This window comes from Planotetraspora mira, assembly GCF_016863275.1.
Lineage (GTDB): Bacteria > Actinomycetota > Actinomycetes > Streptosporangiales > Streptosporangiaceae > Planotetraspora > Planotetraspora mira.
The window spans coordinates 202,896-227,683 of record NZ_BOOO01000020.1; the positions used below are offsets into that span (position 1 = coordinate 202,896).

A 24,788-nucleotide genomic window follows, 5' to 3' on the forward strand; every position below is an offset into this window, starting at 1 on the left:
GATGTCCAGGACATCACGAAGTATGCGGGGGCGGTGCGTCGTTCTGGCGGCGGTCACCGCTGGGGTGAGCTGGCTCGCGACCGGTCACGCGATGGCGGACGGCACGACCATGACCGATGCCTGCAAGCCGCATAACCAGAGCTCGCCGGCGAACCTGAACACTCTCACTCCGCCAAGCGGAGTGCTCAGCATCGCCGACACCGCAGGGGCCGCAGCCGCACACGGGTTGCCCTCCATGCCCGGCCGGCCGGCCACCACACCCGACGGCGACACGCCCAAGGGCGGCACCCCCAAGGGGGGCACTGCCAAGGGCGGCGCAGCGCAGGGCGGGGCTGCCAAGGGCGGCGCAGCGCAGGGCGGCACTGCCAAGGGCGGGGCAGCGCAGGGCGGGACCGCCAAGGACGGCGCGGCGCAGGGCGGCACTGGCAAGGGCGGCGCGGCGAAGGGTGTTCAGGGTGCCCCGGGCAAGTCCGCCGCAGGCCGCCCGAGGACGCTTCCGGCCCCCGCGCCCGACGCGTCGACGGTGCTGCCGGCGATGCCGAACAGCAAGAAGGCGGCTCCCGCGGGAGCGCAGACGGCGCCTCAGGCCGTGTCCAAGGCAGTGCCCGGCGAGATGCCGAACCCGGCTCCGGCGGTGGACGCGGCGCAGTCCGTGGCCAAGCAGGCCGCGACAGGGGCCTCCGCCGCGACCGAGGCGGCCCAGCCGTCGACGACGGTTCCCATGGTTCCCCTCATGGCCATCGCTCCGGCACGCCCGGGCGTGATGCACCAGGCGTGCACTCCGGTGAAGGCAGCGAACGAGCACAACCCCAAGGGCCGTGACTCGGCCGCGGACGGGCGTGGAAAGAACGACAAGTCGTCATCCCGTTCGGGCGCCGAGTTCCTCCCGGCTCATCCCCACGGCCGTCCCCACCACAAGGCGCCGTCGGCCGTCATCCAGCCGGGGGACAAGCAGCACGGCGGACAGAACGCGATGACACCCGCCGGCCCGGGCCGTCCGGCTCACCCGAACTCCGGCGCCCAGGAGGCCGCCGGAGCCAAGGGCAAGCAGGCCGATCAGGGACGCGCACAGGGCCACCGGCGCCACGACGCGGACGCCAAGACCCGGTCCACGGAGGGCTCCAACACACGGACCGGCGTGGTGCACCCGAAGGCGCCGGCACACCCGAACGGCGCCGTACCGAACGATCTCACCGCCCCCGCTCTGGCCAAGGCCGCGGACACGCGCTCGGTGACCAGGCTCGCGAACAACGCGACCGACAGCACGATCCTGCCCTGAGCAGAAGGACTGAGGACGATCCCGGCCGTACGACTTCGTACCGGCCGGGACGGAAGGGGGCCGTATGCCGCGCGGCCCCTTTTTCATCGCCGCCCCTCAGCCCGCACCGGACTCAGCGGGTGACGTCGAGCAACGCGTCGAGATCGTCCTCAGGCAGTCCCAGGTCGACCCGGATGCGGTAGCGGGTGCGCAGCAGCACCTCCCGCATCGTGGAGCCCGCCGCGCAGGCGCGGACCCCTTCGGTCGCCCACTCGTGGGCGCCCTGCAGATCTCCGTACGCGACCAGCGTCTCGGCGACGGTGAGCGCCGTCGCGGGATTCCATTGCCCGGTCTTGATGTCCGCGATGACGGCCCGGGCCTCGTCGGAACGTTCTAGCTCGAAGAGCGTGTCGGCGATGCCCGACCGGGGATCGATCAGCACCTCGCCACCGTCGTCGACCGCGCTCTGGAACCGCTCGAGAGCGGTCACGGGCTGACCCGCCTGCCGCCACTCCTCCGCGGCCAGCACGAGAATCGCCGCCCTCGACACCTCGCCGGACTCGTAGCCCTGGGCCAGCGCATCGAGTTGCGATGCGAGGGCACCGTGGTCATCGAGCAGGAGCGCCTGTTCGAGCAGTCGATCCAGCTGCTCATGCGTCACATGTGCCACAGAGCCGAGGCTACCGACCTCGGCCGGTCTTTGCAGGGACAACGGCAGGCATTCACGAAGCAACGATTAGTACACGTTCGCACACGAATCGTGTCTCAGTGCAGCTGACCGGGCATATTGCCCGCGCTGTGCTAATCGGAGCTGGCGGAGGGCTGACAGGTCATGTCCAAGCGGGTGATGGTGACTCTTGCTTCCGCCGCAGTGCTGTCCGCAGTCGTTCCCGGTATCGCCGGCTATGTGACCGCGCAGTTCGAGGCGCTCGACCAGGCACGCAAGGACCTCGCGCGGCTCCAGTCCCAGCTCCGCATGGTCGAGTTGAACGTCGAGCCCGCCGCGGCCGTGCCATGCGGTCCCGGGACGTCCTCGGACGACAACATGCGGGAACTGCAGGTCCCCCGGCACACGCATGTCAGGCCCTGGCACAACTCGGCCTACATGCAGGCGATGCCGCCCTCGATATGGAGTTCGCTGGAGGTGCCGAACATCGCACGCCCGGCGGTCTCCCCCTGGCCTCGCGAGCTGGCCCACCAGCCGTTCCGCTTCGAGCGGAGCGTCAGGGCGCCCCGCGACTGGCCTCACGATCATTCCGGCTGGGACGATCGCAGCTGGCGCGAGAGGTAACCGCGGACGAGTTGTCGCGCCTCGGCGACGATCTCCGGCGCCCCCGAGGAGTCGTGCCGGAAGGCGAGTTTGAGGACGGCGTCACCCGCCTCGGCGGCCACGAGGATGGCACGGTCCACGTCTTCGCTGTCGAGCAGGCCGAACTCTTCCAGCAGCAGCGCACGCAGGCGCCCGGCTATCACGGTGTTGTTGTCCGCCACCGAGTCGGGCACGTCGAGCCCCTCGACGTCGCCGAAGTTGAGCGAGCGGAACCCGGGGACCGTTCTGTGGAGGTCGACGTACTCGTCGATGATCGCATCCACCGCCTCCCACCAACCGCCGTAGTCGTCGGTGATGAAGCGGCGGCCGACCCTGGTCACGAACAGCTCGAGATTCCTCCGGGTCAGCGCCTGGCTCAGGGCCCGTTTGTCCGGGAAGAACTGGTAGACGGATCCGATCGCGACACCGGCGCGCTCGGCGACGCGGGTGGTCGAGAGCGCCTCGTAGCCGCCCTCGTCCAGCAACTCGGCGCAGGCGTCGAGCATCCGCTCGACTCTGCGGGCGCTCCTGCGTTGCGAAGGGCGCCGGCGCAGGGGTCCGGCGGGAACCGACGGCTCCTGCCCACCGACAGAAGAACGTTCCACATCCTGTACGCGCTGGCTGGACACATACCCATCTTGCACGCGGATGCCGCCGAGGTCAGGCCTTACTCATGAGTCGCATGGAAATGCCGTGGCGTTCCCTCAGGGCGTGGCGTCGAGACCCGCGCAGCCGCGCAGGTTCCGGTAGTTCGCGATGCCTCGCTGCTTGGCCGCACCGGTCTCCACAATGGGGATTCCGCCGCTGATCCGCGCGGGGGTCCACTGGTCCTTGAGGACCTTTCTGCCATTGATCGTCAACGTCAGCACGCCCGTCCTGCCGGTCTCGGGACCGGAGTTGTAGAACGCGAAATTGCCCAGGCCGTAATGCACGTAGGCGCCGTCGTGATATCCGCCGCCGAGCAGGACGTGCGCGTGGCTGCCGACGATGACGTCGGCGCCCGCCGCCTCGAGCGCGTCCGCCAGGGACCGCTGGACGGATGTGGGGCAGGCGGCCAGTTCTGTGCCCCAGTGCAGGAAAACGATCACCGTGTCGGAGTTCTTCCGGGCCTGCCGTACAGCCTGGATCAGGCGCGGTTCGTTCTTCGCCGAGGCGAGGCCGCCCTTGGCCGCGGTGGCCGTCCACGCCTGGACGAACTCGTCGTCGAGGACCTGCGTCGCGCCGATCAGGGACACCCGGTTTCCCTTGACCGTGACCCGGTACGGGCGGTAGGCCGCCGCCTCGTCCTTGCCGATGCCGACCACGGGGAACTTGCTCTGCTTGATCGCGCCGAGAGTGTCCCGCAGGCCGCTCTCCATGTAGTCCATGCCGTGGTTGTTGGCCATCGTGACCACGTCGACCCCGGCCGCCTTCAGCGCCGTGAAGGCCGTGGCCGGCGCCCGGAAGGTGTACTGCTTGCCCGGGGCGGGCGTCCCACCGGTGGTGATGGCCGTCTCCAGGTTGAGCGCGGTGAGGTCGGCCTTGCGCAGCACGCTGGCGATCGGGCCGAGAGCCGTACTCGGGTTGCTGTCGAGGCGGCCGCGGAGCACGCCCTCGAAATGGACGTCTCCGGCGAAGGAGATCGTAAACGGCCGGCGCGCCGGCTTGGGGGGAGGCGGCTTGGAGGGGGTCACGGTCGCCTCCTGCTCCACCGGACTGGGCGCAGGCTGACCTTGCGCGGCCGAACAGCCGGCGAGGAACAGGACGAGAGCGGGGAGGAGGGCTCGGGGTCTCACGTCTGCGAGCATGCCATCCCAGGTCGACGCGGGCGACTCGAAGGGATTTGTCACAGAAAACTGGGAGAGTTCCTTTACTTGAGTCATTCAGGTTTGATGCTAGCGTGGTTCATGTGGGAGATACCGTCCGACTTCGCCAAGCGGGACTGCGGGTGACCGCCGCCCGGCTGGCCATCTTGCAGACCGTGAGAAACGGCGACCACCTCGACGTGGAAACCATCCACCGGGGTGTCTGCGATCGCGTCGGCCAGGTCTCCCTGCAAGCCGTCTACGACTCGCTGAACGCGCTCCAGCGCGGCGGACTGCTCCGCCGCATCGAGCCCGCGGGAAGCCCCACTCGCTACGAGGCCAGGGTGGGCGACAACCACCACCACCTCGTCTGCCGCGAGTGCGGAAGGGTCACAGACGTCGACTGTGCCGTCGGGCACGCCCCTTGCCTGGAACCCGTGTCCAACGCCGGCTTCCTGGTCGACGAGGCGGACGTCATCTACTGGGGGATCTGTCCCGGCTGCCGCAGCGTCACCACCGAAGTCGCGGGCCCTTGATCAAGGGCCGCTCGCGTATGGATCCGCATCTTTTGAAAGCACATCTCGGAGGGAACCCCATGACCGACAGGCCGATAACCACCACAGACGCAGGGATCCCCGCTCCCAGCGACGAGTTCTCGCTGTCCGTCGGCCCCAACGGGCCCCTGCTGATGCAGGACCACTACGTCATTCAGAAGATGGCCCAGTTCAACCGCGAGCGCGTGCCCGAGCGGGTCGTGCACGCCAAGGGCGGCGGCGCCCACGGCATCCTGCAGATCACCGAGGACGTCAGCCAGTTCACCAAGGCCGACCTCTTCCAGAAGGGCAAGGAGACCGACCTCTTCCTGCGCTTCTCCACGGTGGCGGGCGAGCTCGGCAGTGCGGACACCGCCCGTGACCCGCGCGGATTCGCGATCAAGTTCTACACCGAAGAGGGCAACTACGACATCGTCGGCAACAACACGCCGATCTTCTTCATCCGCGACCCCTCGAAGTTCTCCGACTTCATCCACAGCCAGAAGCGCCGCGCGGACACCCACCTGCGTGACAACAACATGCAGTGGGACTTCTGGACGCTTTCGCCGGAGTCGGCGCACCAGGTCACCTTCCTGATGACCGACCGCGGCACGCCGAAGAGCTGGCGGCACATGCACGGCTTCGGCTCGCACACGTTCCTCTGGTACAACGCGGCCGGCGAGAAGTTCTGGGTGAAGTACCACTTCAAGACCGACCAGGGCATCGAGAACTTCACCGCCGCCGAGGCGGGCGCACTGGTCGCGCAGGACGCCGACCACCACATCCGTGACCTGCACACCGCGATCGAGAACGGCGACCACCCGTCCTGGACGGTGAACGTGCAGATCATGCCGTTCGAGGCCGCGGCGGACTACCGCTTCAACCCGTTCGACCTGACCAAGGTGTGGCCGCACAGCGACTACCCCGAGATCACGATCGGCAGGTTCACGCTCAACCGGAACCCGGAGAACTACTTCGCCGAGGTCGAGCAGGCAGGCTTCGAGCCGGCCAACCTCGTCCCCGGCATCGGGCCCTCCCCGGACAAGATGCTCCAGGGCCGGCTGTTCTCCTACCCGGACGCCCACCGCTACCGCATCGGGACCAACTACCTGCAGTTGCCCGTCAACGCGCCGAAGTCGCCCGTCCACAGCTACAACAAGGACGGCTCGATGCGTTTCAGCAACTCGAGCGACCCGGTCTACGCGCCGAACTCCGTCGGTGGCCCGGCCGCCGATCCGTCGATCTTCGCGGGCGAGAGCCACCAGGTCGCCGGCGAGATCATCCGCAGCGCGTACGTGAAGCACGCCGAGGACGACGACTTCGTTCAGCCGCGCGCCCTGTGGGAGAACGTCCTGTCGGACACCGACCGGGCCCACCTGGTGAGCAACATCGTCGGCCACGCCTCGGCTCCCGAGGTCACCGGCGACATGAGGAAGCGCGTGGTCGACTACTGGACCAACGTGCACAAGGACCTCGGCCAGGGCGTCGCCCAGGGCCTGGGTCTCGCCTGACCCCCGTCCCCTCACAGCGTGCGGCTTGTGCCTGTCTCCTTGGGCGCAAGCCGCACGCGCGTGTCGCACGCGTGGTGATCCGCCGCATTCTCAGGACGTCGAGCGGCGGCTCGCCTAGATGTCGAACTCGCCGTCCTTGACTCCACCGATGAAGGCGTCCCATTCCACCGGGGTGAAAACGAGGACGGGCCCCTCCTGGTTCTTACTGTCACGAACGCCGACCTGGCCGTCCGACAAAACGGCTATTTCAACACAGGCACAGTTGTTGGCACTGCGCGTGCTCTTCCACCAGACAGCGCCCGGCAGATCCGTAGAGTTCATTTATTGGTCTCTCCCCCCGGGGTGATCCCTGTCGGGGCTTCCGAGGCGGCTCAGGATGGCTCATCGCCAGTGGCTAAGACGTTTTTCTACGCATTTCCGAGAAGCCTCGACGTCCAATGCCTTGCTTTCCAGGTAATCGAAAGCGACCTCGTAGCGGTACACGATGGCCTCGTCCTCGACCAGGCGTCCGCCGAGGAGCGCCTCCAGATACACCACGTCATGGAATTCGGGCACCTTGAGATGACTGAAGGCTCCCGTGTTGATCGGATGCTCGGCATCCAGAGGGAGGATCCTCAACTGGACGTTGGGGAGTTCCGAGACCTCGATCAGCCGTCCGAGTTGCTCGCTCATCACTTCGTCGTCCCCGAAACGACGCAGCAGCACCGACTCCTCGAGCACGACGGAGAGGTTCAGCGGACTCTGGGTGCCGAGGACGGACTCTTGCCGGGCCATCCGGACCTCGATCCGGCTCCGGACCCCACCTGGCGCTTCGAGAGTGCTCCGCTGTCCGCTTTCCATCATGGCTCGGACGTATGTCTCCGTCTGGAACAGGCCCGGCACCACCTGGGGTTCCCAGTCTCGTGCCGCCGTGGCTTCGGCCTCCAGCCCCAGGAAAGTGGTGTATTCCTTCGGCAGAGAGTCCCGATACTCCTCCCACCAGCCCTTTCGGGTCGCATCCCGGTGCAGGGCAAGCAGCTCATGGCGCTGGCGCGAATCTACCATGTAGATCACGAGCATGGCCTCGATGTCGGCCTCGCGCGGCGAGGTTCTGGCCGTCTCGATCCGGCTCACCTTCGCCGCCGACCAGCCCAGCTGCGCGGCGACCTGGTCGCCGGTGAACTCGGCGCGCTCTCTCAGCCGGCGAAGCTCCTGACCGAGCCTTCGCCGGCGAACGGTGGGACTGCCATGATCCGGCACCCCGCCGACCTCCTTGGTCACGCCAAGCGGGCGCGCGCCTTCGTCTGGGCCGCTTCGCGGAGCATAGTGCAAATTGCACCGACACATGCACCGCACGCCTAAAAGATCCTTGCAAGTTTCCTTTCGCCAAGTATTGCAGCGATATCCCTCCTGGGTCACGATCGATGCGGGAGGGGTTCCCGGAATTTCGGGGAGGCGCCGATGAAAATGCGGCGAACGGCTCGGCGGACCGCTTCTTTCACATGGGCAACATCCGTACCCGACGACGGTGTCGCCCTTCGCGGATATCGCGACGACGGGGAGGCGTCCGGCCACCGGGAATCATCACGTGCCTAGCGACGGCGACCTGGTCGCTCGCATCACGACAGCCCCGTTCGCGGGCTTTGTTAAAGCCGGGCCGAAAGGCTGCCACCTGCCGACCCGGCGAGCAGAAACGAGAACTCCATCTCGAAGCCACCCGAAAAGGAGTCTCCATGCATCCCCACGGTACCAATTGGTTATTACTAATCAAGACCCACATGAACATGGCGGATCGAGCGCTCTGCGCCGACCAGGACGGCTGGGCGTACGAACTCCGCTGGACGGTGAACCGGACCGGCTTCGGCGCCCGGCACTACCGCGATCCGCGGTTCGATCTCGTACGCGAACTCGAGGAAGTCGGCCGCGCCTTCACCGCGTGACGGGGCATGCCCGCCGTCCGCGGGCCCCACGGACGCGCCCAGACGCACCGCGGGGGCGTCAGGGCGCGGGGAGGCCCTAGAACTTCATTCGGTTCTAGGGCTTCCCTCAGCAGGGATCACCGGTCAAGGATGGGTTCGACTCCCGGACCCTGGAGGCCGCGAATGGAGACCGTCCACCGGACCTGCCCGCTGTGCGAGGCCGTCTGCGGCCTGAAGATCACCCTTGACGACTCGGGGCATGTGACCGAGGTGCGCGGCGACAGGGACGATCCCTTCAGCAAGGGGTTCATCTGCCCCAAGGGCGCCTCGCTCGGCCGTCTCGACGAGGACCCCGACCGTCTTCATACGCCCCTGGTCCGCACGGACGGCGGATGGCGGGAGGTCTCCTGGGATGAGGCCTTCGCGGCCGTCGAGCGGGGCCTCTCCCGGATCCCCGGCCCCAGCCGGGCGATCTACCTCGGCAACCCGAACGCCCACACGATGGCGGGCGCCCTGTACGGCACGCCTCTCGTCCGGGCGCTCGGAACCAGGAACGTCTTCTCCGCCAGCACCGCCGACCAGATGCCCAAGCACGTGTCGTGCGGCCTGATGTTCGGCCACCCGCTGTCGATCCCGGTGCCCGACCTCGACCGCACCGACTACCTGCTCATGCTGGGCGCCAACCCGCTGGAGTCCAACGGCTCGCTGTGCACGGCGCCCGACTTCCCCGGCCGGCTGAAGGCGCTGCGCGGGCGCGGAGGCAGGCTCGTCGTGGTCGATCCGAGGCGGACCCGGACGGCCTCCCTGGCCGACGAACATGTCTTCATCCGCCCGGGCACCGACGCCTACCTGCTCGCGGGCATCGCCCACACGCTCATCGCGGAGGACCTCGTCACGGTGACGGTTCCCGCGGCCGGCCTGGCCGAGGTGGACCGCGCCCTCGCCGACTTCCCTCCGGCCGCCTGCGCGCAGGCCTGCGGCGTCGACGCCGAGGTGATCGTACGGCTCGCGCGGGAACTCGCCTCCGCCCCCACCGCGGCCGTCTACGGCCGCATCGGCACGTGCACGGCGGAGTTCGGGACGCTGGCCCAGTGGCTGGTCGACGTGATCAACGTGCTGACCGGCAACCTCGACCGTCCCGGCGGCGCGATGTTCCCCCGGCCCGCCACAGAGGGGCCCGCGCGGCGCCGGCCGTACCGGACCGGTCGGTGGCACAGCCGGGTGCGCGGGCTGCCGGAGGCGAACGGCGAACTGCCGGTCGCGACCCTCGCCGACGAGATCGAGACCCCCGGCGAAGGCCAGGTCAGAGCTCTGATCACGGTGGCGGGCAACCCCGTGTTGTCCGCACCGAACGGCACGCGGCTGGACCGGGCGCTGCCCGGTCTGGAGTTCATGGTCAGCGTGGACCCCTACCTCAACGAGACCACCCGCCACGCCGATGTGATCCTTCCGCCGCCGAGGGTTCTGCAGTCGGGCCACTACGACTTCGCGCTGCTCGGCTTCGCTGTGCGGAACTACGCGCGTTACTCGCCGCCCGCGCTGCCCCTCGACGGGCGGCCGTCGGAGGCGGAGATCCTCGCCCGCCTGGCGATGATCGCGTCCGGGCAGGGCGTGGACGCCGATCCGGCACTGCTCGACGAGCTGATCCTCGACCAGATGGTGCGGGCGGCGGCCGACACGGGCCCTCTCGCCGGCCGTGACCCCGCCGAACTCCGCGCGGAGTTGGGCGGGACGAACGGAGCCGAGTCGCGGCTCGACGCGATGTTGCGGCTGGGCCCCTACGGCGAGTGGAACGGCGGCGACCTGTCGCTCGCCGAGCTTCGCCGGCACCCGAACGGGCTCGACCTGGGCCCCTTGGAGCCGCGCCTTCCCGGCCTTCTGAGCACCGCGTCCGGCCTCGTCGAGCTCGCACCGGCTCCCCTGCTCGACGATCTCGTACGGCTCCGCGCCGGGCTCGGCCGCACGGCACCCGAGTTCGTGTTGATCGGCCGGCGCCACCTGCGGTCGAACAACAGCTGGCTGCACAACATCGGACCGCTGGTCGGCGGCAGCAACCGCTGCACGCTCCAGATCAACCCCGCCGACGTGACCCGGCTCGGGCTGGGCGACAAGGCGCTGGTCCGCTCGGCCGCGGGCGAGTTGGCCGTGCCCCTCGAACCGACGGACTCGATCATGCCGGGCGTGGTGAGCCTGCCGCACGGCTGGGGCCACGACGGAAGCACCCAGGCCGTCGCGGCCGAGAATGCCGGGTTCAGTGCCAACACCCTCACCGACGAGACGGTCGTGGATCCCCTTTCCGGGAACGCCGTCTTCAACGGGGTTCCGGTCGTGATCGTCGTGCCCTGAGCCGTCCCCGATACGAGCAATCGCCGGAGAAGCGGGCGAGCGGTGATCACAGGGCGTTAGGCTTTCGAGAGTGACGATCGCTCTCCAGGAACGGCTGGACGCCCAGATCACCTTCGCCATGGAGATCGACAAGCTCAAGCGCATCATCCGCCGGAACACGCTGATCGACGGCTCACGGCGGGAGAACGACGCCGAGCATTCCTGGCATCTCGGCATGATGGCCATGGTCATGGCCGAGCACGCCCCGCCGGGAACCGATCTCGACAAGGTCGTCGCCATGTTGCTGGTGCACGACATCGTGGAGATCGACGCGGGGGACACCTACATCTACGACACCGTGGCGGTCGAAGGCCAGGCCGCGCTGGAGCAGGCGGCGGCCGACCGGATCTTCGGAATGCTCCCCGAGGACCAGTGCAGGCGGCTGCGGGCGCTCTGGGACGAGTTCGAGGAGCGCCGCACGCGTGAGGCGCGCTTCGCCAAGGCGCTCGACCGGCTCGCGCCCATCCTGGCCAACCACCACAACGAGGGCGGGTCCTGGGCCCTGAACAAGGTGACCGCCCGCCAGGTGCTGGAGAAGGTGCAGATCATCACGGAGGGTTCGCCGGCTCTGGGCGAGTTCGCGGCCCGGCTGATCGAGTCGTCGGTGGCCAACGGCCACCTCGCCCCCTGAGACCCCCTGAGACTCCGCCACCCTCACGAATACCCCACGACGATCCCATTGGGGCCCTGCGGAGGCCCTGCTGAGGGTCCGTTCCGGCGTGCCGCCCCATGTTCGTGGCCGTGGCGGGCGGGTACGTGGTCCGTGTTAAGGGGGCGAATGATGGAGAAGACGACAAGGCCGCGACGGACGGGCCGGCTGCCACGAATTGTCCCATCGCCGAACCTCCTCGACGGGCTGGAACGGACGACCGCCATGGATCGGCCGGTCAACGCGCTGTCCAAGACCATACGCCGCAGACTGGGCCCGAGCAGGCTCAGGGACGTCCTTCACGGGGTTCCTCTGGGACACCCGCTGCATCCCGCGATGGCGATGGTGAGCGCGGGCTGCTGGATCGCGTCGGCGGTCCTCGACGTCACCCGGTCGGATCCGCGGGCGTCGCGGACCCTGATCGCGACCGGCGTCGGCATGGCCCTGCCCACGGCGACCGCCGGCCTGGCCGACTGGTCGACGTTGCACCGGGAGCAGCAACGGGTGGGCTTCGTCCACGCGATCACGAATCTCACCGCCACCGGTCTCTACACCGGCTCGCTGCTGATGCGGATGGCGGGTCGCGAGCGGACCGGCCGGGCCCTGGCGTTCACCGGCCTCGGCGCCGTCTCCGTGGGCGCCTATCTCGGCGGTCACATGGCCTACCGTCAGGCCGCGGGGGCGAACCACGCCGAGTCGGTCAGCCACCTGGTGCCGCTCGGCTGGCACGATCTCTGCTCGCTCAAGGACCTGCCCAACGGGCGTCCGGTCAGAAGGCGCCTCGGCTACATCGAGTTGTTCGTGCTCCGCCTGGGCGACGGCGTGAGCGTGCTCGCGGACGGCTGCTCCCACCTCGCCGGGCCGCTCCACCAGGGCCGCGTCACCGTCGAGGACGGTGACCCCTGCATCGTGTGCCCCTGGCACGGCAGCGTCTTCCGCATCTCCGACGGCTCGGTCGTGCACGGCCCGGCGACCGCGAAGCAGCCCGCGTTCAGGACGCGGTTACGGCAGGACGGCGTCGTTCAGGTCCGTCCCGCCGACTGAACGCACCCACGCCGCGACCCGGTGCTCAGAGTTCGTCGGGTTTCGGACCGTCCGCGGGGTGCTCCACCAGGGCGAGGATCCTCGAGGACATGAACCGGGCTGTGCGGACCTGCGTGCCCGTCCTGGTCACCTCGCTGACCTCGACGATGCCCCTGCCCGTGCTGATCTCGACGCGGCGGCCCGCCCTCGTCGCGATCACCTCGTAGGTACGCGGAGTTCCCCCCGCATCAATGACGATCTCCACCCAGTCGCCCTTCATAAGGGCGTACATACCCTTTTACGACATCAGCTTCACTATTGCCGCGACTCCGACGCAGACGATGAAACCGCGGAGGAGCGCCGGGGGAAGCCTGCGGCCCACGCGGGCGCCGAAGAACCCGCCCACGGCCGAGCCGACCGCCACCAGCAGCACGACGATCCAGTCCACGTCCGCCACCAGAATGAACAGCACGGCGGCCGTGGTGTTGACCAGCAGGGACAACAGATTCTTGGCGGCGTTGATCCGTTGCAGGTGCTCGTCGAGGAACACCCCGAGCAGGCCGATCAGCACGATCCCCTGGGCGGCGCCGAAATAGCCCCCGTAGACGCCCGCCAGCAGGACGCCCAGCCACAACCAGGGCCCGCCGTGGGGGTGGACCCGCCGGCCGGTCAGCCACCGGCTCAGCTTCGGCTGGAGGAGCACCAGGACGCAGGCCACCGCGATGAGCACGGTCACGATCACCGGGAAGGCGCCCTCCGGCAGCGTGAGGAGCAGGATCCCGCCGGCCAGCGAGCCCAGCACGGAGGCGATCGCGAGCCGGAGCAGGCGGCTCCGCTGGCCGCTCAACTCGGCGCGGTAGCCCAGCACGCCGGTGATGCCGCCGGGTACCAGCCCGATGTTGTTGGACACGTTGGCCACGATGGGCGGGACGCCCACGGCCAGCAGGGTCGGGAAGGTGATGAGTGACCCCGACCCCACCACTGCGTTGATCGCACCGGCTCCAATGCCGGCCGCGAACACGGCGGCGGCGTCCAACGGCGTCAAAAGTGCTACTCCCTCGTACGGCTAACGCCTGATCGTAGGCGGCGGGCCGTACAGGAGCGCGAGCGCCCCCTGATCACCGGTCAGGGGGTGGCGGTCGAACCGTTCTGGTCGGTGTGCGACTGCTCCTTCGGCGCGGAGAACAGGCCGCCGAGATTCTCGAGGACCTTGTTCATCTCCGAGGGGACGATCCAGACCTTGTTGGCATCGCCCTTGGCGATCTCGGGGAGCGTCTGGAGGTACTGGTAGGCCAGCAGCCGCTGATCGGGCTTGCCCTCGTGGATGGCGCGGAAGACCATCGAGATGGCGTCGGCCTGGCCCTTGGCCCGCATGGCCTGGGCCTCCGCGTCGGCCTGAGCGCGGAGCACGACGGCCTCCGCCTCGCCCTTGGCCTTGAGCACGGCCGACTCCCGCTGGCCCTGCGCGGTGAGGATGGCGGACTGTTTCTGCCCCTCGGCGGCGAGGATCGCTGCCCGCTTGTCGCGGTCGGCCCGCATCTGCTTCTCCATCGAGTCCTGGATCGAGGCAGGCGGGTCGATGGCCTTGAGCTCCACGCGATTGACGCGGATGCCCCACTTGCCGGTGGCGTCGTCCAGCACTCCCCGCAACTCGGTGTTGATCTCCTCGCGTGAGGTCAGCGTGCGCTCCAGGTCCATGCCGCCGACCACGTTGCGCAGAGTCGTCACGGTCAGCTGCTCGACGGCGACGATGAAGCTGGCGATCTCGTAGGTCGCCGCCTTCGGGTCGGTGACCTGGAAGTAGATGACCGTGTCGATCGAGACGACCAGGTTGTCCGAGGTGATCACCGGCTGGGGCGGGAACGTGACGACCTGCTCACGCAGATCGACCTCGACCTTGATCCGGTCGATGAACGGCACCACGATGTTGAGACCGGCATGCAGAGTGCGGTGATAACGACCGAAACGTTCCACGATGCAGGCAGTGGCCTGGGGAACGATCCGGATCGTCCGGGCCAGGGCGAATCCCACGACGGCCACCACGACTACGGCGGCGATGAGCTGACCCATCCGACACTCCAGTCTGTGAACCCTGACTGGAGGATATGCCGTTTCGGCTTTACGCGCGGATTAAGCGTTGATGTCGGAGAGTTGGGGATCTCAGTACGGCCGGGCGTACCAGCGGCCCGTCGTGCTCCGGTCGAGCGCCAGGGGCACGCCGAACGTGTGGGAGAGGTTGTCGGAGGTCATCACCGACTCGATCGGTCCCTGGGCGACCGCGGAGCCGTGGCGGAGCAACATCGCGTGGGTGAACCCGGCGGGAATCTCCTCGACATGGTGGGTGACCAGGACCATCGTCGGGGCCTTGGAGTCCTGGGCCAGCGTGCCGAGGCGGCGTACCAGGTCCTCCCTGCCGGCCACGTCGAGCCCGGCGGCGGGCTCGTCCAGGAGCAGTAACTCGGGGTCGGGCATCAGGGCCCTGGCGATCTGGACACGCTTGCGTTCCCCCTCGGAGAGGGTGGAGAAGCGCCGACGGATGAGGTGGGCGCAACCGAGTTGGTCGATGAGCTCGACCGCGCGGGTCACGTCGTGGGAGTCGTACTCCTCCGTCCACCGCCCGAGGATGGCGTAGGAGGCCGTGAGCACGAGGTCGATGACCTTCTCGTCCGGCGGCACCCGCTCGGCGAGCGCGGAGCTGGCCAGGCCGATCCTCGTCCGCAGCTCGAAGACGTCCACCTGGCCGAGCCGTTCGCCGAGAACGTCCACCGCACCCTCGGTGGGATACATCAGCGCACCCGCCACCTGGAGCAGCGTGGTCTTGCCCGCGCCGTTGGGACCGATGATCACCCAGCGCTCGTCCTCGCGCACGGTCCAGTCGATGCCGCGCAGCAGCGCCGCGCCGTCCCTGCGGACGGCCACGTCCTGAAACCGAAGCACCTGACCGCCCATGTGGTCCCCCTCCCGTGAATGCTCCACCAACTATGACAGGCCCGAACACTTATCGTGGATCGGGTGCGCATCGATTCACCGATCTCCGCCACCCTCGTCTCGTGGGGCAACGCCTGGCTGGCCGGGCACGTCGGCCTCGACGAGGCCGTCGACCGCGTCGAGCGGGCGGCGGGCCCCCAAGTGGTGGCAACCGAAGCGGGCGAGACAACGCTCCGCGCCTTTCTCGTGGACCAGCGGATCGAAGGGCTCAGCTCGTTCCGGCTGGCCCTCCCGATCCCCGGCGATCCCCTCGGACTGACAGGACCCCCCGCCTTCAACGGCGCCGCCATCGACGCCGGCCAGGCCGCGGTGGCCGTCCTGCCGGGCCGCTGCCTCGGTCTCGTGCCCGCCGACGACAGAAGGGGATCGTCCTACCAGGGCATCCTCTGGACCGCGTGCGACGCCTCGACCGCCGTGCCGAGCCTCCCCTCACTCGCCGAGGCCGAGCAGGTGTTGTCGGCGGCGATGCGGGCGGCCACCGAGGCGCTGCTCGGCGTCGAGGGGCCGGCACAGGGATTCCCCGCGCTCGACACGGTCGACGACGCCCTCGCCCCCGGGTATCCGGGCCGGGCGCACCGCGTCGGCACCCTCGCCGCACGGCTCGCCCTCGCCCTGCGCCTGGCCGACGAGCGCGGCCTCACGTCGGGGCAGCTCGCGACGCGCGGTGAGGCCCTCCGCGACCTCGACAGGGCGGTACGGCGGGCCCGTGTGGCCGCCCATCACGCCATCGTCGAGTCCGGCCAGCCGCAGATCTAGCCGGTCACGCGAGGCCGTGCCTGACGGCGTAGAGGGCGGCCTGGGTCCTGTCCTGGACACCGAGCTTCATCAGGACGTTGGACACGTGGGTCTTCACGGTCTTCTCGGCCACGAGGAGCTCACGGGCGATCTCCCGGTTGGAACAGCCGGTCGCGATCAGCCGCAGCACCTCGAGTTCCCGCTCCGTCAGGACGGCCATGGCGTCCGGCGCGGGGCCCGGGCCGGACAGCATGGCCACGGCGGCGTCCGGCGCCAGCAGGACCTGGCCACCGTGGACGGCCCTGATGGCCTGGACCAATGCGGCCGGGTCGACGTCCTTGTAGAGGAAGCCCGCCGCGCCCGCCCGCATCGCCGGGGCCACGTCGACGGGGTCGCTCACCGACGTCAGGACGATCACCCGCACGCCGAGACCCTCCAGCCGGCCGAGCGCCCCCAGCCCGTCGAGGACGGGCATCCTGAGGTCGAGCAGCAGCACGTCGGGCGTGAGGGACTCGGCCATCGCCACGGCCTCCTCGCCGTCGGCGGCCTCGCCGATCACGGTCAGATCGTCCTGGACGTCCAGGAACGTGCGCAGGCCCTGCCGTACGACGGGATGGTCGTCGGCGATCAGCACCCGGATCACGCGGGCACCTCCAGACGGATCATCGTGCCGTGACCCGGTCGGGAGACCACCGTGAGCGACCCGCCCGCGGCCTCGGCTCGGTCGTTCATCGAGGCGAGGCCCAGCCCGCGCCCGCCGGCCTCGTCGAACCCCATCCCGTCGTCGCTCACCTCGAGCACCAGCCTCGGCGGGTCGTGCGAGACCCGTACGGCGACGCTCGTGGCGCAGGCGTGCCGCAGGGCGTTGTGCAGCGCCTCCTGCGCGACCCGGAAGACGGCGATCTCGGCCAGCGCCGGCAGATCGCCGGGCGGGTCACCGTCGAAGGTGAACGTGACCGAGGTGGGATGCAGGCGATCGAGCAGGTCGGCGTGCTTGCGGAGGGTTTCGACGAGCCCGTGCCGGTCCAGCTCGGCCGGGCGGAGCTCGACGATCACCGCTCGCAACTCGGCCAGCGCCTCCCCGGCCATCCGCTCCACCTGATCGATCTCCCTCGCGGCACGCTCGGGATCGGACCGCATCAGCGACGCGGCGGCCCTCGCAGTGAGCCGGAGCGAGAACAGCTTCTGGCTGACGGAGTCGTGGAGGTCGCGGGCCATCCGCGTCCGCTCCTCGACGACCGTCAGTTCCCTGCCGCGTTCGTACAGGCGGGCGTTCGTGAGGGCGATCGCGGCGTGGGCGGCGAACATCGTGAGCAGGTCCTCGTCCGCCTCGGTGAACCCTCCCGGCGTCTTCTTGTTGGACAGGAAGATGATCCCCAGCACCTCCTCGCCGTCCTGGATGGGCACGCCGAGGAAGTCCTTGAGAACGGGGTGGGCCCGCGGCCACCACTCGAACCGGGGGTCCCTGCGGATGTCGGCGAGCCGGACGGGCGTGCCCTCGCGGAGCATCGCCCCGAGCATGCCGTGTTGCCGCGGCGTCGGGCCGATGGCCTCCCACTGCTCGTCCGTGATGCCCTCGGCGACGAACTCGGCGAACGCGCCCTGATCGTCCGGCACGCCCAGCGCCGCATAGCGGGCGTCGAGAAGTCGCGCCGCCGACCGCACGATGACCTGGAGCACCTCACGGACGGACAGATGCCGGGTGACGGCCAGCACGGCCGAGCTGACGGCGTGCAGCACGGCGTCACGACCGGGCTCGCTCGTTTCCTCCGACACGCACCTCACCCTAGGCGGTGGAACGGCGACGGGCCTCGGTCGTCGGCCCTAGGCCGAACTGCCGACCCGAAGCCCGGTCCACGGCCCGATGTACGGTCCGCGCCCTCTTCTTAGCGTGAGGTCATGAAGAAGGCACTCATCACCGGGGCCTCCCGAGGGCTGGGACTGGCCCTCGCCAAGGCCCTCGCCGACGACGGCTGGTCCCTGCTCCTCACCGCGAGAGGTGAGGAGGACCTGTTCTCCGCGGCCTTCGACCTCAACGCCGAGGCGATCGCCGGGGACATCACCGATCCCGCGCACGTCGCCAGGCTCGCGGAAGCCGCGCCGGAGCTGGACCTGCTGGTCAACAATGCCAGCGACCTCGGACCCGTCCCCCTGCCTCCACTCGCGGACCTCCCGCTCGCCGGGCTCCGCCGGCTCGTGGAGACCAATGTGATCGCGCCCCTCGCGCTGGTGCAGGCGACGCTGCCCGCCCTGCGCAAGCGGAAGGGGGCGGTGCTCGGCATCTCCTCGGACGCCGCCGTCGAGGCCTACGAGGGCTGGGGCGGCTACGGCGCCACGAAGGCGGCCCTCGACCAGTTGTCCCACGTGCTCGCCGCCGAGGAGCGGGACCTCGCGGTCTGGTGGGTCGATCCGGGCGAGATGAACACCCGCATGCTCGCCGACGCCGTCGGGCCTGGGGAGGCCGCCTCGGCTCCCTCCCCCGACACGGTCGCCTCCGCGCTGACCCGGCTCGTCACGATCCGCCCCGAGAGCGGCCGCTTCACGCGCGAGGCGCTCGCCATCGCGACAGGAGCACTCGAATGAATCCAGGAAGCGTCGATTTCGCCCTTCCGCCCGTCCGGGAGGCGCACGAGCCGCCGGAGGCACGCGGCCTGCGGCGGGACGAGGTGCGGCTGCTCGTCTCCCGCCGCGACACCGGGGAGATCACCCATCACACCTTCGCGGACCTTCCGGGGATCCTCTCCCCCGGTGATCTGCTCGTGGTCAACAACTCCGCGACCCTGCCCGCGGCCGTGCGACTCGACCGGCTCGCCGTCCACTTCTCCGGCACGTCGCCGTCCGGCGATCGGCTGGTCGAACTCCGGCGCCTGACGGCCACTTCCACCGAGCCCTACTCCGGCGGGGCTCCCGGGGAGTGGCTGCCGCTTCCCGGCGGCGCCACCCTGCGGCTGATCGCGCGGCAGACGCCGCGACTGTGGCGGGCCACTCTCGATCGCGACGTCCCGGCGTACCTGCGCGAGCACGGCGTGCCCATCCGCTACTCCTACGTCAGGCGGGACTGGCCGCTCTCCGACTACCAGACGGTGTTCGCCGTGGAGCCGGGCAGCGCGGAGATGCCGAGCGCGGGCCGCCCGTTCACGGCCGAACTGGTGGCGGGCCTCGTCTCCCGGGGGGTCACCGTCGCGCCCATCACCCTCCACACGGGCGTGGCCTCGCCGGAGAAGGACGAACCGCCCTATCCCGAGTGGTTCTCCGTCCCGCGGCGGACGGCGGACCTGGTGCGTCTCACGCGGGAGACCGGCGGCCGGGTCGTCGCCGTCGGGACCACCGTCGTCAGAGCGCTGGAATCCGCCGCGCTGGACGGCCCCGTCCGGGCGGCCGACGGATGGACGTCACACATCGTCACTCCGGCCGGGGGCGTCCGGGCGGTCGACGGCCTGATCACCGGCCTGCACGAGCCGCGGTCGAGCCATCTGATGATGTTGTCGGCGATCGCGGGCGAACCGCTGCTGTCGCGCTCGTACGCGGCCGCTCTGGAAGAGGGCTACCTGTGGCACGAGTTCGGGGACACCCACCTGATCGTCTGATCCCCCCGAGAAGCTACGCGGCCACCGGCTGACGGTGCGTCTCCACGACGCCCGCGCGGACCTGGGCCTCGGCGATCCTCGCGAGAGTCCTCCGAGCACGGCGCGGATCTCCGCCGCGGGGCACCTGCACGCCGGGGAAGAAGGTGACCTCGGCGACCAGGTCCCTGATGGCGACGACCCGCATGATGGACGCCACGAGCGAGTCGTCGCCCACGTAGGACGGCCCGGTCGACAGCTCCTCGCCCTGCCGGAACCGCAGCGCCATCGGCCGTACGGGCACGCCCGCGTCGATGGCCGCCTGGAACACGGCGGGCCGGAACGGGCCCATCTCGCGCCCGCACCAGGTGGTCCCCTCGGGGAAGGCGACCACTGTGTCCCCGTCCCGCAGGGCGGCGGCCACGTCGTCGATCGCCTGGGGCAGGGCGGACAGGCGGTTCCTGTCGATGAACAGCGCACCGCCGCCCGCGGCCAGGGTCCGGATCACCGGCCACTCGGCGATCTCGCTCTTCGCCAGCAGCCGGCAGGGGGTGATGGCGGCGACCACGATCGGGTCGAGCCAGGAGATGTGGTTGCCGACGAGAAGCGTCCCGCCCTCCCCTTCGGGTACGGCACGGGCCTCCAGGGAACCGCCGACGAAGGCGAATCCCCGCCGGGCCTCGATCTTGATCCCCAGCGCCCTGATCAACATCCGCGACCACATCATGGTGAACCGCTTGCGCTGCGCCGTACTGCTCAGGCGGGCGACGAAGGCGAGCGGGACGCCCGAGACGACGACGGCCAGAGCACCCAGGACCCGAGCGGCGCGCCGCAGGGGCCCCGCCATCGCGAGGGGCTCCTCCATGCACTCGCTCGGCATGCACGGGGAGACCGGGAACCACGGCGAGGTGGTCACCGGCAGATGGATGATCGTGCTCACAGCATGTCTCCCAGGAAGTGCCGCAGGTAGCGGGTGTCGACGTTGGCCATCGACAGCAGGACGAGGAAGTCCGCGCTGCGGAAGTCGGGGTCGTGAGCGGGAGCCCCGCACACCCAGGAGCCGAGGCGCATGTAGCCGCGCAGCAGGGACGGCAGCACGAACCGGTCCGGCAGGGGCGCCCCGGTGCTCGTCCACGGCTTGCGGGGCGTGACGCGGTACTCCTCCGGGCCGAGCGGCACCCGGTCGACGACTCCGCCGGCGACCGCGCCGCCGTCGTCGAGCGGCACCGAGCAACATCCGGTCAGGTAGCCGTACCCGCCGTTCACCATGTAGTTGGCGATCCCCGCCCACATGAGGCCGACGACCGCACCCGCGCGGTGGTCCGGATGCACGCACGTGCGGCCCACCTCGACGAGGTCGCTCCGGATGCCCGCGAGCCTGCTGAGATCGAACTCGGCGTCCGAGTACAGCCGGTCCGAACGTCCCGGCGGCAGAAGCCGGTAGGTTCCCACGACGGTGTCACCCTCGCGGACCAGCAGGTGGTCGCAGTACGCGTCGAATCCGTCGACGTCGAGCCCGCTCACCGGGGAGTCGAGGACGGCGCCCATCTCCTGGGCGAACACCTCGTACCGCAGTCGCTGGGCGGCTCTGACGTCGGCGGCGCTCTCTGCGAGCCCGACGGTGTAACGACCGGTGTCAAGGGAGATCGTCATGGGCGCGTCCTTCCTCAAGGTCTCCGTGACCATGACGTCATGCGGAAATGACTGTGATCTCTCACACGTGCGGCAGTGAGGCGTCCGCATGGTGAACCTCGTGCACAGTGGTGAGGCTTCGCCCAGTAACCTCAAACAACGTGAACCAGCGCACGCTCCTGATCACGCTCACAGGTCCGGATCGCCCGGGCGTCACCTCTCGCCTGTTCACCGTCCTGGCCGGGTTTCCCGTGACCGTCGCCGACGTGGAACAGGTCGTCATCCGTGGGCGTCTGACGCTCGGCGTCCTGGTCGCCTACGCCGGCGGCCCGCCCACGGGCACCGGCGGCACGATCGGCGGGCTCTGGACCGCCGTCGAGCAGGTGGCCGCCGATCTCGACATGGACCTGGAGATCGCGACCGGCACGGCGTCGCAGGAGAAGCGGCGGCGCGGCCGGCTGCACGTCACCGTTCTCGGCGCGCCCCTGCTGCCCGCCGCCATGGCCGGCATCGCCGGAAGGGTCGCGGCCAGCGGGGCCAACATCGACCGCATCGAGCGGTTGTCCAGCTACCCCGTCACCTGCATCGAGATGGCGGTCTCCGGCGCCGATCCGCAGGCCATGCGGGCGGAACTCGCCGCCGAGGCGGCGCTGCAGAAGGTCGACGTGGCCGTCCAGCGCAGCGGCCTCAGCCGCCGGGCCAAGCGGCTCATCGTCATGGACGTCGACTCCACTCTGATCCAGGGCGAGGTCATCGAGTTGCTCGCCCGGCACGCGGGCTGCCTCGACGAGGTCGCGCGCGTCACCGAGCAGGCCATGCAGGGCGAGCTCGACTTCGCCGAGTCGCTGGTCAGGCGCGTGGCGTTGCTCGAAGGGCTGTCCGAGCAGATCTTCGAGAAGGTCGTCAAGGAGGTCGTCCTCACGCCCGGGGCGCGCACGCTGGTCCGGACGCTCAAGCGCCTCGACTACCGCTTCGCCATCGTCAGCGGCGGCTTCACCCAGATCACCGACGCCCTGGTCGCCGATCTCGGCATCGACTACTCGGCCGCGAACACGCTGGAGGTCGTGGACGGCAGGCTCACCGGCCGGGTGATCGGCGAGATCGTCGACCGGCCGGGGAAGGCGCGCGCGCTGGAGCGCTTCGCCGCCCAGGCGGGCGTGCCCCTCAGCCAGACCGTGGCGGTCGGCGACGGCGCCAACGATCTCGACATGCTCGCCGCCGCCGGCCTCGGCATCGCCTTCAACGCCAAGCCGGTCGTACGGCAGGCCGCCGACACCGCGCTCAACGTGCCCTACCTGGACTCGATCCTCTACCTCCTCGGGATCTCCCGCGACGAGGTGGAGGCGGCCGACGCCGAGGACGGCATGGTCTCCCGCTGGGACTGAGCTTCAGGCGGCCGCCGCCTCGGGCGTCACGTAGGCGAACGCGGACGTGGCGGCGTCGCACAGGCGGACGGTGTCCACGCTCAGGGACCGGAGGGCCTGGTCTGCCACGGCCGTGCGGATGAGGGCCCGCCGCACCTCCGTCCGCGTGTCGCGCGGATCGGCGTCCAGCTCCGCGAGACGCCGCCCCGCGAGCCGCCCCACCGAAGCGGCGACCACCGCCAGCTCGCAGTCCACGTCACCCGTGAAATCGAACGGTTCGCCGGCCTGTACGGCTTGCGCCGTCGTCTCCAGCCGCCGCGCGACCGTCTCGAGCACCTCGGGCACATGGCCGGGATCGCCCGGATCGTCCCGCAGAACCGAGGTGACGGATATCAGATCGTCCCGCACCCGCTGAGCGGCCTCCACGGCCTCTTGGACGGCGTGGGGCACCGTCCCACCGGGCTCGTGCGCGATGTAGTCCAGGGACAGGGCCACCGCGTCCGCGTCCAGCTCGGACTGCTTGATCTTGACCTCGGCCTTCTCCACGGACGGCTTCCCCCGGGCCACCCCCGCAAGTGTGCGGGCGGCTCCGGCATGGGCCGTCAACATCCGGGCGACCCGGTCGGCGAGCCTGACGGTCTCCCCCCGGGGCCACAGCAGGCGCGTACAGGCCACGGCGATCAGCCCGCCGAGGATGGTCAGCAGGATCCGGGACTCCACGACCCCGGTGCCCGCCGGCAGCTGGAAGTCGATGAGCAGCAGCACGCACATGGTCATGAACGTCGACCAGTAGGCCTGATGGACCGACGCCATGCCGAAGGCGAGCGCCGCTGACACTCCGATCAGCAGTCCGAGCCACCAGTAGCCGGGGTCGAAATGGAGGATCGCCACTGTGACGAGCCCGCCCACCGTGCTGCCTCCGATACGCGCCCACACCCTGGCACGCGTCTCGCCGTACGTCGGCTGAACCGTCACGAGGACGGCGATCACCAGCCAGTGCGGGTGGGGCGGCTTGAACAGCACGATGATCGTGGAGGCGAACGCCGTACCGAGGAGGACCCGGAGCGCGTGCCTGACCCGGGGATTGTCGAAGGCGAACGACAGGCGGAGCTCCGGAGGTGTCTTGGGCCGTGCCGTGAGGGTGGGGAGCACGTTGCGGGTGGCATGGAGCGCCCGCGCGGCGCCCCCCGCCTTCGTCAGGGCCTGCCCGATGCGCTCGGCGCAGTGCCCGATCTGCCGCAACAGGACCAGGACCAGCAGTTCCCGTTCCTCGTGCGGGCGGTCCGCGCGCACCTCGTTCACCCGGGCCTCATAGGCGGGAAGCGGGTCCTCGGTGGTGGCGGGGCCTTCTCCGATGAAGGAGCGCAGGGCCTGGGCCAGGGAGTGCGTCAGGTCGTCGGCACCGGCCCTCTCCGCGGCGGCCGGGGCCCGCCCCTGGACCGCGACGTACATGCCGTGCAAGGCCACCGCCTCGTAGAACACCCGCCGGAGCGCCACGGCCACCTTCTCGGCGTCCCGTGATCGGCGTTGCCACCGGTGGCGGACATAGGCCATCAGCGCCTCGACGAGCGAGTCGCCTGCCTTGCGGCGGAGAACGTCCCATTCGTGGGAGTCGCGCTGCGGATCGGCGGCGGCCTCCACCAGGTCGGCCACCGCCTCGGCCGTCTGGGACAGCAGCAGGGCCAGCGGGCGGGTCCGCCGCCACGGCCAGGGAAGAGTGAGCAGCGCGCTGGCGAGCAGCCCGCCGAGCAGTTGCAGGCCCGTGTGCGCGAGGGGGTCGATGGGCAGCGGGTTGGCCGCCGTGAGCAGGAAGGTGAGCGCGGGCGTGATGCCGATGGGCCGCACCAGCACGCCGAGCCCGCCGAGCGCCGAGGCGGCGGGCACGATCAGCCAGCTCTCACCCGAGATGACGATGCCGAGGACGGTGCCCACCGCGAGCGACACCACCACGCCGAGCATGAACGTCCTGCTCACCCGCGCCGGGTCGAGGAGGGCCCTGCTGGCCACCAGCCACGCGCCCAGCCCGACGGTGGCGCCGCCGATCAGGTGCCCGGTGACGATGCCGACGAGCAGGGGGATCACCAGGGAGGCGGCCCCGGTCAACCCGAAGCCGAGCGCGAGCCGGGGATCCGCGGGCCTCAGCGCTCGGATGGTGT

General features: G+C 69.9%; 26 protein-coding genes. 12 read left to right on the top strand and 14 right to left on the bottom strand.

The genetic code is table 11. The annotated features are described in order from the left end of the window. The first annotated feature begins 1 nt into the window (after position 1). Complete coding sequence (locus Pmi06nite_RS20605) at positions 2–1,279, top strand: hypothetical protein (protein ID WP_203954685.1); 1,278 nt, start codon at positions 2–4, stop codon at positions 1,277–1,279. A 112-nt stretch (positions 1,280–1,391) separates the two neighbouring features. Here the strand turns inward: Pmi06nite_RS20605 and Pmi06nite_RS20610 are convergent, their stop codons facing one another. Next, positions 1,392–1,928 (bottom strand): YfgM family protein, encoded by a 537-nt coding sequence (locus Pmi06nite_RS20610; RefSeq protein ID WP_203954686.1) that lies wholly within the window; start codon positions 1,926–1,928, stop codon positions 1,392–1,394. Positions 1,929–2,090: 162 nt separating this feature from the next. Here Pmi06nite_RS20610 and Pmi06nite_RS20615 point away from each other — a divergent pair, with 162 nt between their 5' ends. Beyond that, complete coding sequence (locus Pmi06nite_RS20615) at positions 2,091–2,549, top strand: hypothetical protein (RefSeq protein ID WP_203954687.1); 459 nt, start codon at positions 2,091–2,093, stop codon at positions 2,547–2,549. Here the strand turns inward: Pmi06nite_RS20615 and Pmi06nite_RS20620 are convergent. Together Pmi06nite_RS20620 and Pmi06nite_RS20625 are read right to left on the bottom strand one after the other, a co-directional pair. After that, positions 2,510–3,073, bottom strand: a complete 564-nt coding sequence (locus Pmi06nite_RS20620; RefSeq protein ID WP_203954688.1) for a TetR/AcrR family transcriptional regulator — start codon at positions 3,071–3,073, stop codon at positions 2,510–2,512. The two genes, Pmi06nite_RS20615 and Pmi06nite_RS20620, sit on opposite strands and share 40 nt — an antisense overlap. 198 nt (positions 3,074–3,271) lie before the next feature. After that, positions 3,272–4,342: a CapA family protein gene (locus tag Pmi06nite_RS20625; RefSeq protein WP_239114057.1), complete on the bottom strand. Its 1,071-nt coding sequence runs from the start codon at positions 4,340–4,342 to the stop codon at positions 3,272–3,274. Between the two features lie 113 nt (positions 4,343–4,455). On the opposite strand from Pmi06nite_RS20625, the gene Pmi06nite_RS20630 reads away from it, so the two are divergent. Next, on the top strand, positions 4,456–4,887 hold the full coding sequence (locus Pmi06nite_RS20630) for a Fur family transcriptional regulator (protein ID WP_203954690.1): 432 nt from the start codon (positions 4,456–4,458) through the stop codon (positions 4,885–4,887). A 59-nt stretch (positions 4,888–4,946) separates the two neighbouring features. Further along, positions 4,947–6,395: a catalase gene (locus Pmi06nite_RS20635; RefSeq protein ID WP_203954691.1), complete on the top strand. Its 1,449-nt coding sequence runs from the start codon at positions 4,947–4,949 to the stop codon at positions 6,393–6,395. A gap of 114 nt (positions 6,396–6,509) precedes the next feature. Here Pmi06nite_RS20635 and Pmi06nite_RS20640 read toward each other — a convergent pair whose 3' ends face one another. Both Pmi06nite_RS20640 and Pmi06nite_RS20645 read right to left on the bottom strand, forming a co-directional pair. Beyond that, entirely contained in the window at positions 6,510–6,716 is a 207-nt protein-coding gene (locus Pmi06nite_RS20640) for a DUF397 domain-containing protein (RefSeq protein WP_203954692.1), read from the bottom strand. Between the two features lie 60 nt (positions 6,717–6,776). Further along, entirely contained in the window at positions 6,777–7,655 is an 879-nt protein-coding gene (locus Pmi06nite_RS20645; protein WP_239114058.1) for a helix-turn-helix domain-containing protein, read from the bottom strand. A 452-nt stretch (positions 7,656–8,107) separates the two neighbouring features. Between Pmi06nite_RS20645 and Pmi06nite_RS20650 the strand changes: the two genes are divergently transcribed. The 4 genes from Pmi06nite_RS20650 to Pmi06nite_RS20665 all read left to right on the top strand — a co-directional run bounded on the left by Pmi06nite_RS20650 (position 8,108) and on the right by Pmi06nite_RS20665 (position 12,371). Then, positions 8,108–8,314: a hypothetical protein gene (locus tag Pmi06nite_RS20650; protein WP_203954694.1), complete on the top strand. Its 207-nt coding sequence runs from the start codon at positions 8,108–8,110 to the stop codon at positions 8,312–8,314. A 162-nt stretch (positions 8,315–8,476) separates the two neighbouring features. Then, the gene (locus Pmi06nite_RS20655) at positions 8,477–10,639 is read left to right on the top strand and encodes a molybdopterin-dependent oxidoreductase (RefSeq protein ID WP_203954695.1); all 2,163 of its coding nucleotides are present in this window, start codon (positions 8,477–8,479) and stop codon (positions 10,637–10,639) included. Positions 10,640–10,757: 118 nt separating this feature from the next. Further along, positions 10,758–11,309 carry an HD domain-containing protein gene (locus tag Pmi06nite_RS20660; protein WP_203954784.1) on the top strand — a complete coding sequence of 184 codons (552 nt, stop codon included), beginning with the start codon at positions 10,758–10,760 and terminating at the stop codon, positions 11,307–11,309. Between the two features lie 243 nt (positions 11,310–11,552). Next, positions 11,553–12,371 (top strand): Rieske (2Fe-2S) protein, encoded by an 819-nt coding sequence (locus Pmi06nite_RS20665; protein ID WP_239114059.1) that lies wholly within the window; start codon positions 11,553–11,555, stop codon positions 12,369–12,371. A gap of 25 nt (positions 12,372–12,396) precedes the next feature. On the opposite strand, the gene Pmi06nite_RS20670 is transcribed toward Pmi06nite_RS20665, so the two are convergent. The 4 genes from Pmi06nite_RS20670 to Pmi06nite_RS20685 all read right to left on the bottom strand — a co-directional run bounded on the left by Pmi06nite_RS20670 (position 12,397) and on the right by Pmi06nite_RS20685 (position 15,299). Then, positions 12,397–12,642: a DUF8836 family protein gene (locus tag Pmi06nite_RS20670; RefSeq protein WP_239094757.1), complete on the bottom strand. Its 246-nt coding sequence runs from the start codon at positions 12,640–12,642 to the stop codon at positions 12,397–12,399. A 6-nt stretch (positions 12,643–12,648) separates the two neighbouring features. Further along, on the bottom strand, positions 12,649–13,395 hold the full coding sequence (locus Pmi06nite_RS20675; protein WP_203954697.1) for a sulfite exporter TauE/SafE family protein: 747 nt from the start codon (positions 13,393–13,395) through the stop codon (positions 12,649–12,651). A gap of 80 nt (positions 13,396–13,475) precedes the next feature. Next, complete coding sequence (locus Pmi06nite_RS20680; RefSeq protein ID WP_203954698.1) at positions 13,476–14,420, bottom strand: SPFH domain-containing protein; 945 nt, start codon at positions 14,418–14,420, stop codon at positions 13,476–13,478. A 90-nt stretch (positions 14,421–14,510) separates the two neighbouring features. Further along, positions 14,511–15,299, bottom strand: coding sequence for an ABC transporter ATP-binding protein (locus Pmi06nite_RS20685; RefSeq protein WP_203954699.1), 789 nt, complete (start codon positions 15,297–15,299; stop codon positions 14,511–14,513). 63 nt (positions 15,300–15,362) lie between these two features. Here Pmi06nite_RS20685 and Pmi06nite_RS20690 point away from each other — a divergent pair, with 63 nt between their 5' ends. Further along, positions 15,363–16,094 carry an Rv1486c family protein gene (locus Pmi06nite_RS20690; RefSeq protein WP_239114060.1) on the top strand — a complete coding sequence of 244 codons (732 nt, stop codon included), beginning with the start codon at positions 15,363–15,365 and terminating at the stop codon, positions 16,092–16,094. A gap of 4 nt (positions 16,095–16,098) precedes the next feature. Here the strand turns inward: Pmi06nite_RS20690 and Pmi06nite_RS20695 are convergent, their stop codons facing one another. Both Pmi06nite_RS20695 and Pmi06nite_RS20700 read right to left on the bottom strand, forming a co-directional pair. Continuing rightward, positions 16,099–16,716: a response regulator gene (locus tag Pmi06nite_RS20695; protein WP_203954700.1), complete on the bottom strand. Its 618-nt coding sequence runs from the start codon at positions 16,714–16,716 to the stop codon at positions 16,099–16,101. Next, a complete protein-coding gene (locus Pmi06nite_RS20700) occupies positions 16,713–17,849 on the bottom strand; it encodes a GAF domain-containing sensor histidine kinase (RefSeq protein ID WP_203954701.1) in 1,137 nt (378 codons plus the stop codon). The genes Pmi06nite_RS20695 and Pmi06nite_RS20700 overlap by 4 nt, the downstream gene beginning before the upstream one ends. A gap of 123 nt (positions 17,850–17,972) precedes the next feature. Between Pmi06nite_RS20700 and Pmi06nite_RS20705 the strand changes: the two genes are divergently transcribed. After that, on the top strand, positions 17,973–18,656 hold the full coding sequence (locus Pmi06nite_RS20705; RefSeq protein WP_203954702.1) for an SDR family NAD(P)-dependent oxidoreductase: 684 nt from the start codon (positions 17,973–17,975) through the stop codon (positions 18,654–18,656). Next, positions 18,653–19,660, top strand: a complete 1,008-nt coding sequence (locus Pmi06nite_RS20710; RefSeq protein WP_203954703.1) for an S-adenosylmethionine:tRNA ribosyltransferase-isomerase — start codon at positions 18,653–18,655, stop codon at positions 19,658–19,660. The genes Pmi06nite_RS20705 and Pmi06nite_RS20710 overlap by 4 nt, the downstream gene beginning before the upstream one ends. Positions 19,661–19,673: 13 nt before the next feature. On the opposite strand, the gene Pmi06nite_RS20715 is transcribed toward Pmi06nite_RS20710, so the two are convergent. Then, positions 19,674–20,576, bottom strand: a complete 903-nt coding sequence (locus tag Pmi06nite_RS20715) for a lysophospholipid acyltransferase family protein (protein ID WP_203954704.1) — start codon at positions 20,574–20,576, stop codon at positions 19,674–19,676. Further along, positions 20,573–21,289, bottom strand: a complete 717-nt coding sequence (locus Pmi06nite_RS20720) for a GNAT family N-acetyltransferase (protein WP_239114061.1) — start codon at positions 21,287–21,289, stop codon at positions 20,573–20,575. The genes Pmi06nite_RS20715 and Pmi06nite_RS20720 overlap by 4 nt, the downstream gene beginning before the upstream one ends. A gap of 140 nt (positions 21,290–21,429) precedes the next feature. Here Pmi06nite_RS20720 and serB point away from each other — a divergent pair, with 140 nt between their 5' ends. Next, positions 21,430–22,653, top strand: coding sequence for a phosphoserine phosphatase SerB (serB, locus tag Pmi06nite_RS20725; protein WP_203954706.1), 1,224 nt, complete (start codon positions 21,430–21,432; stop codon positions 22,651–22,653). A 3-nt stretch (positions 22,654–22,656) separates the two neighbouring features. On the opposite strand, the gene Pmi06nite_RS20730 is transcribed toward serB, so the two are convergent. Then, a complete protein-coding gene (locus Pmi06nite_RS20730) occupies positions 22,657–24,735 on the bottom strand; it encodes an FUSC family protein (RefSeq protein ID WP_203954707.1) in 2,079 nt (692 codons plus the stop codon). Positions 24,736–24,788: the final 53 nt, after the last annotated feature.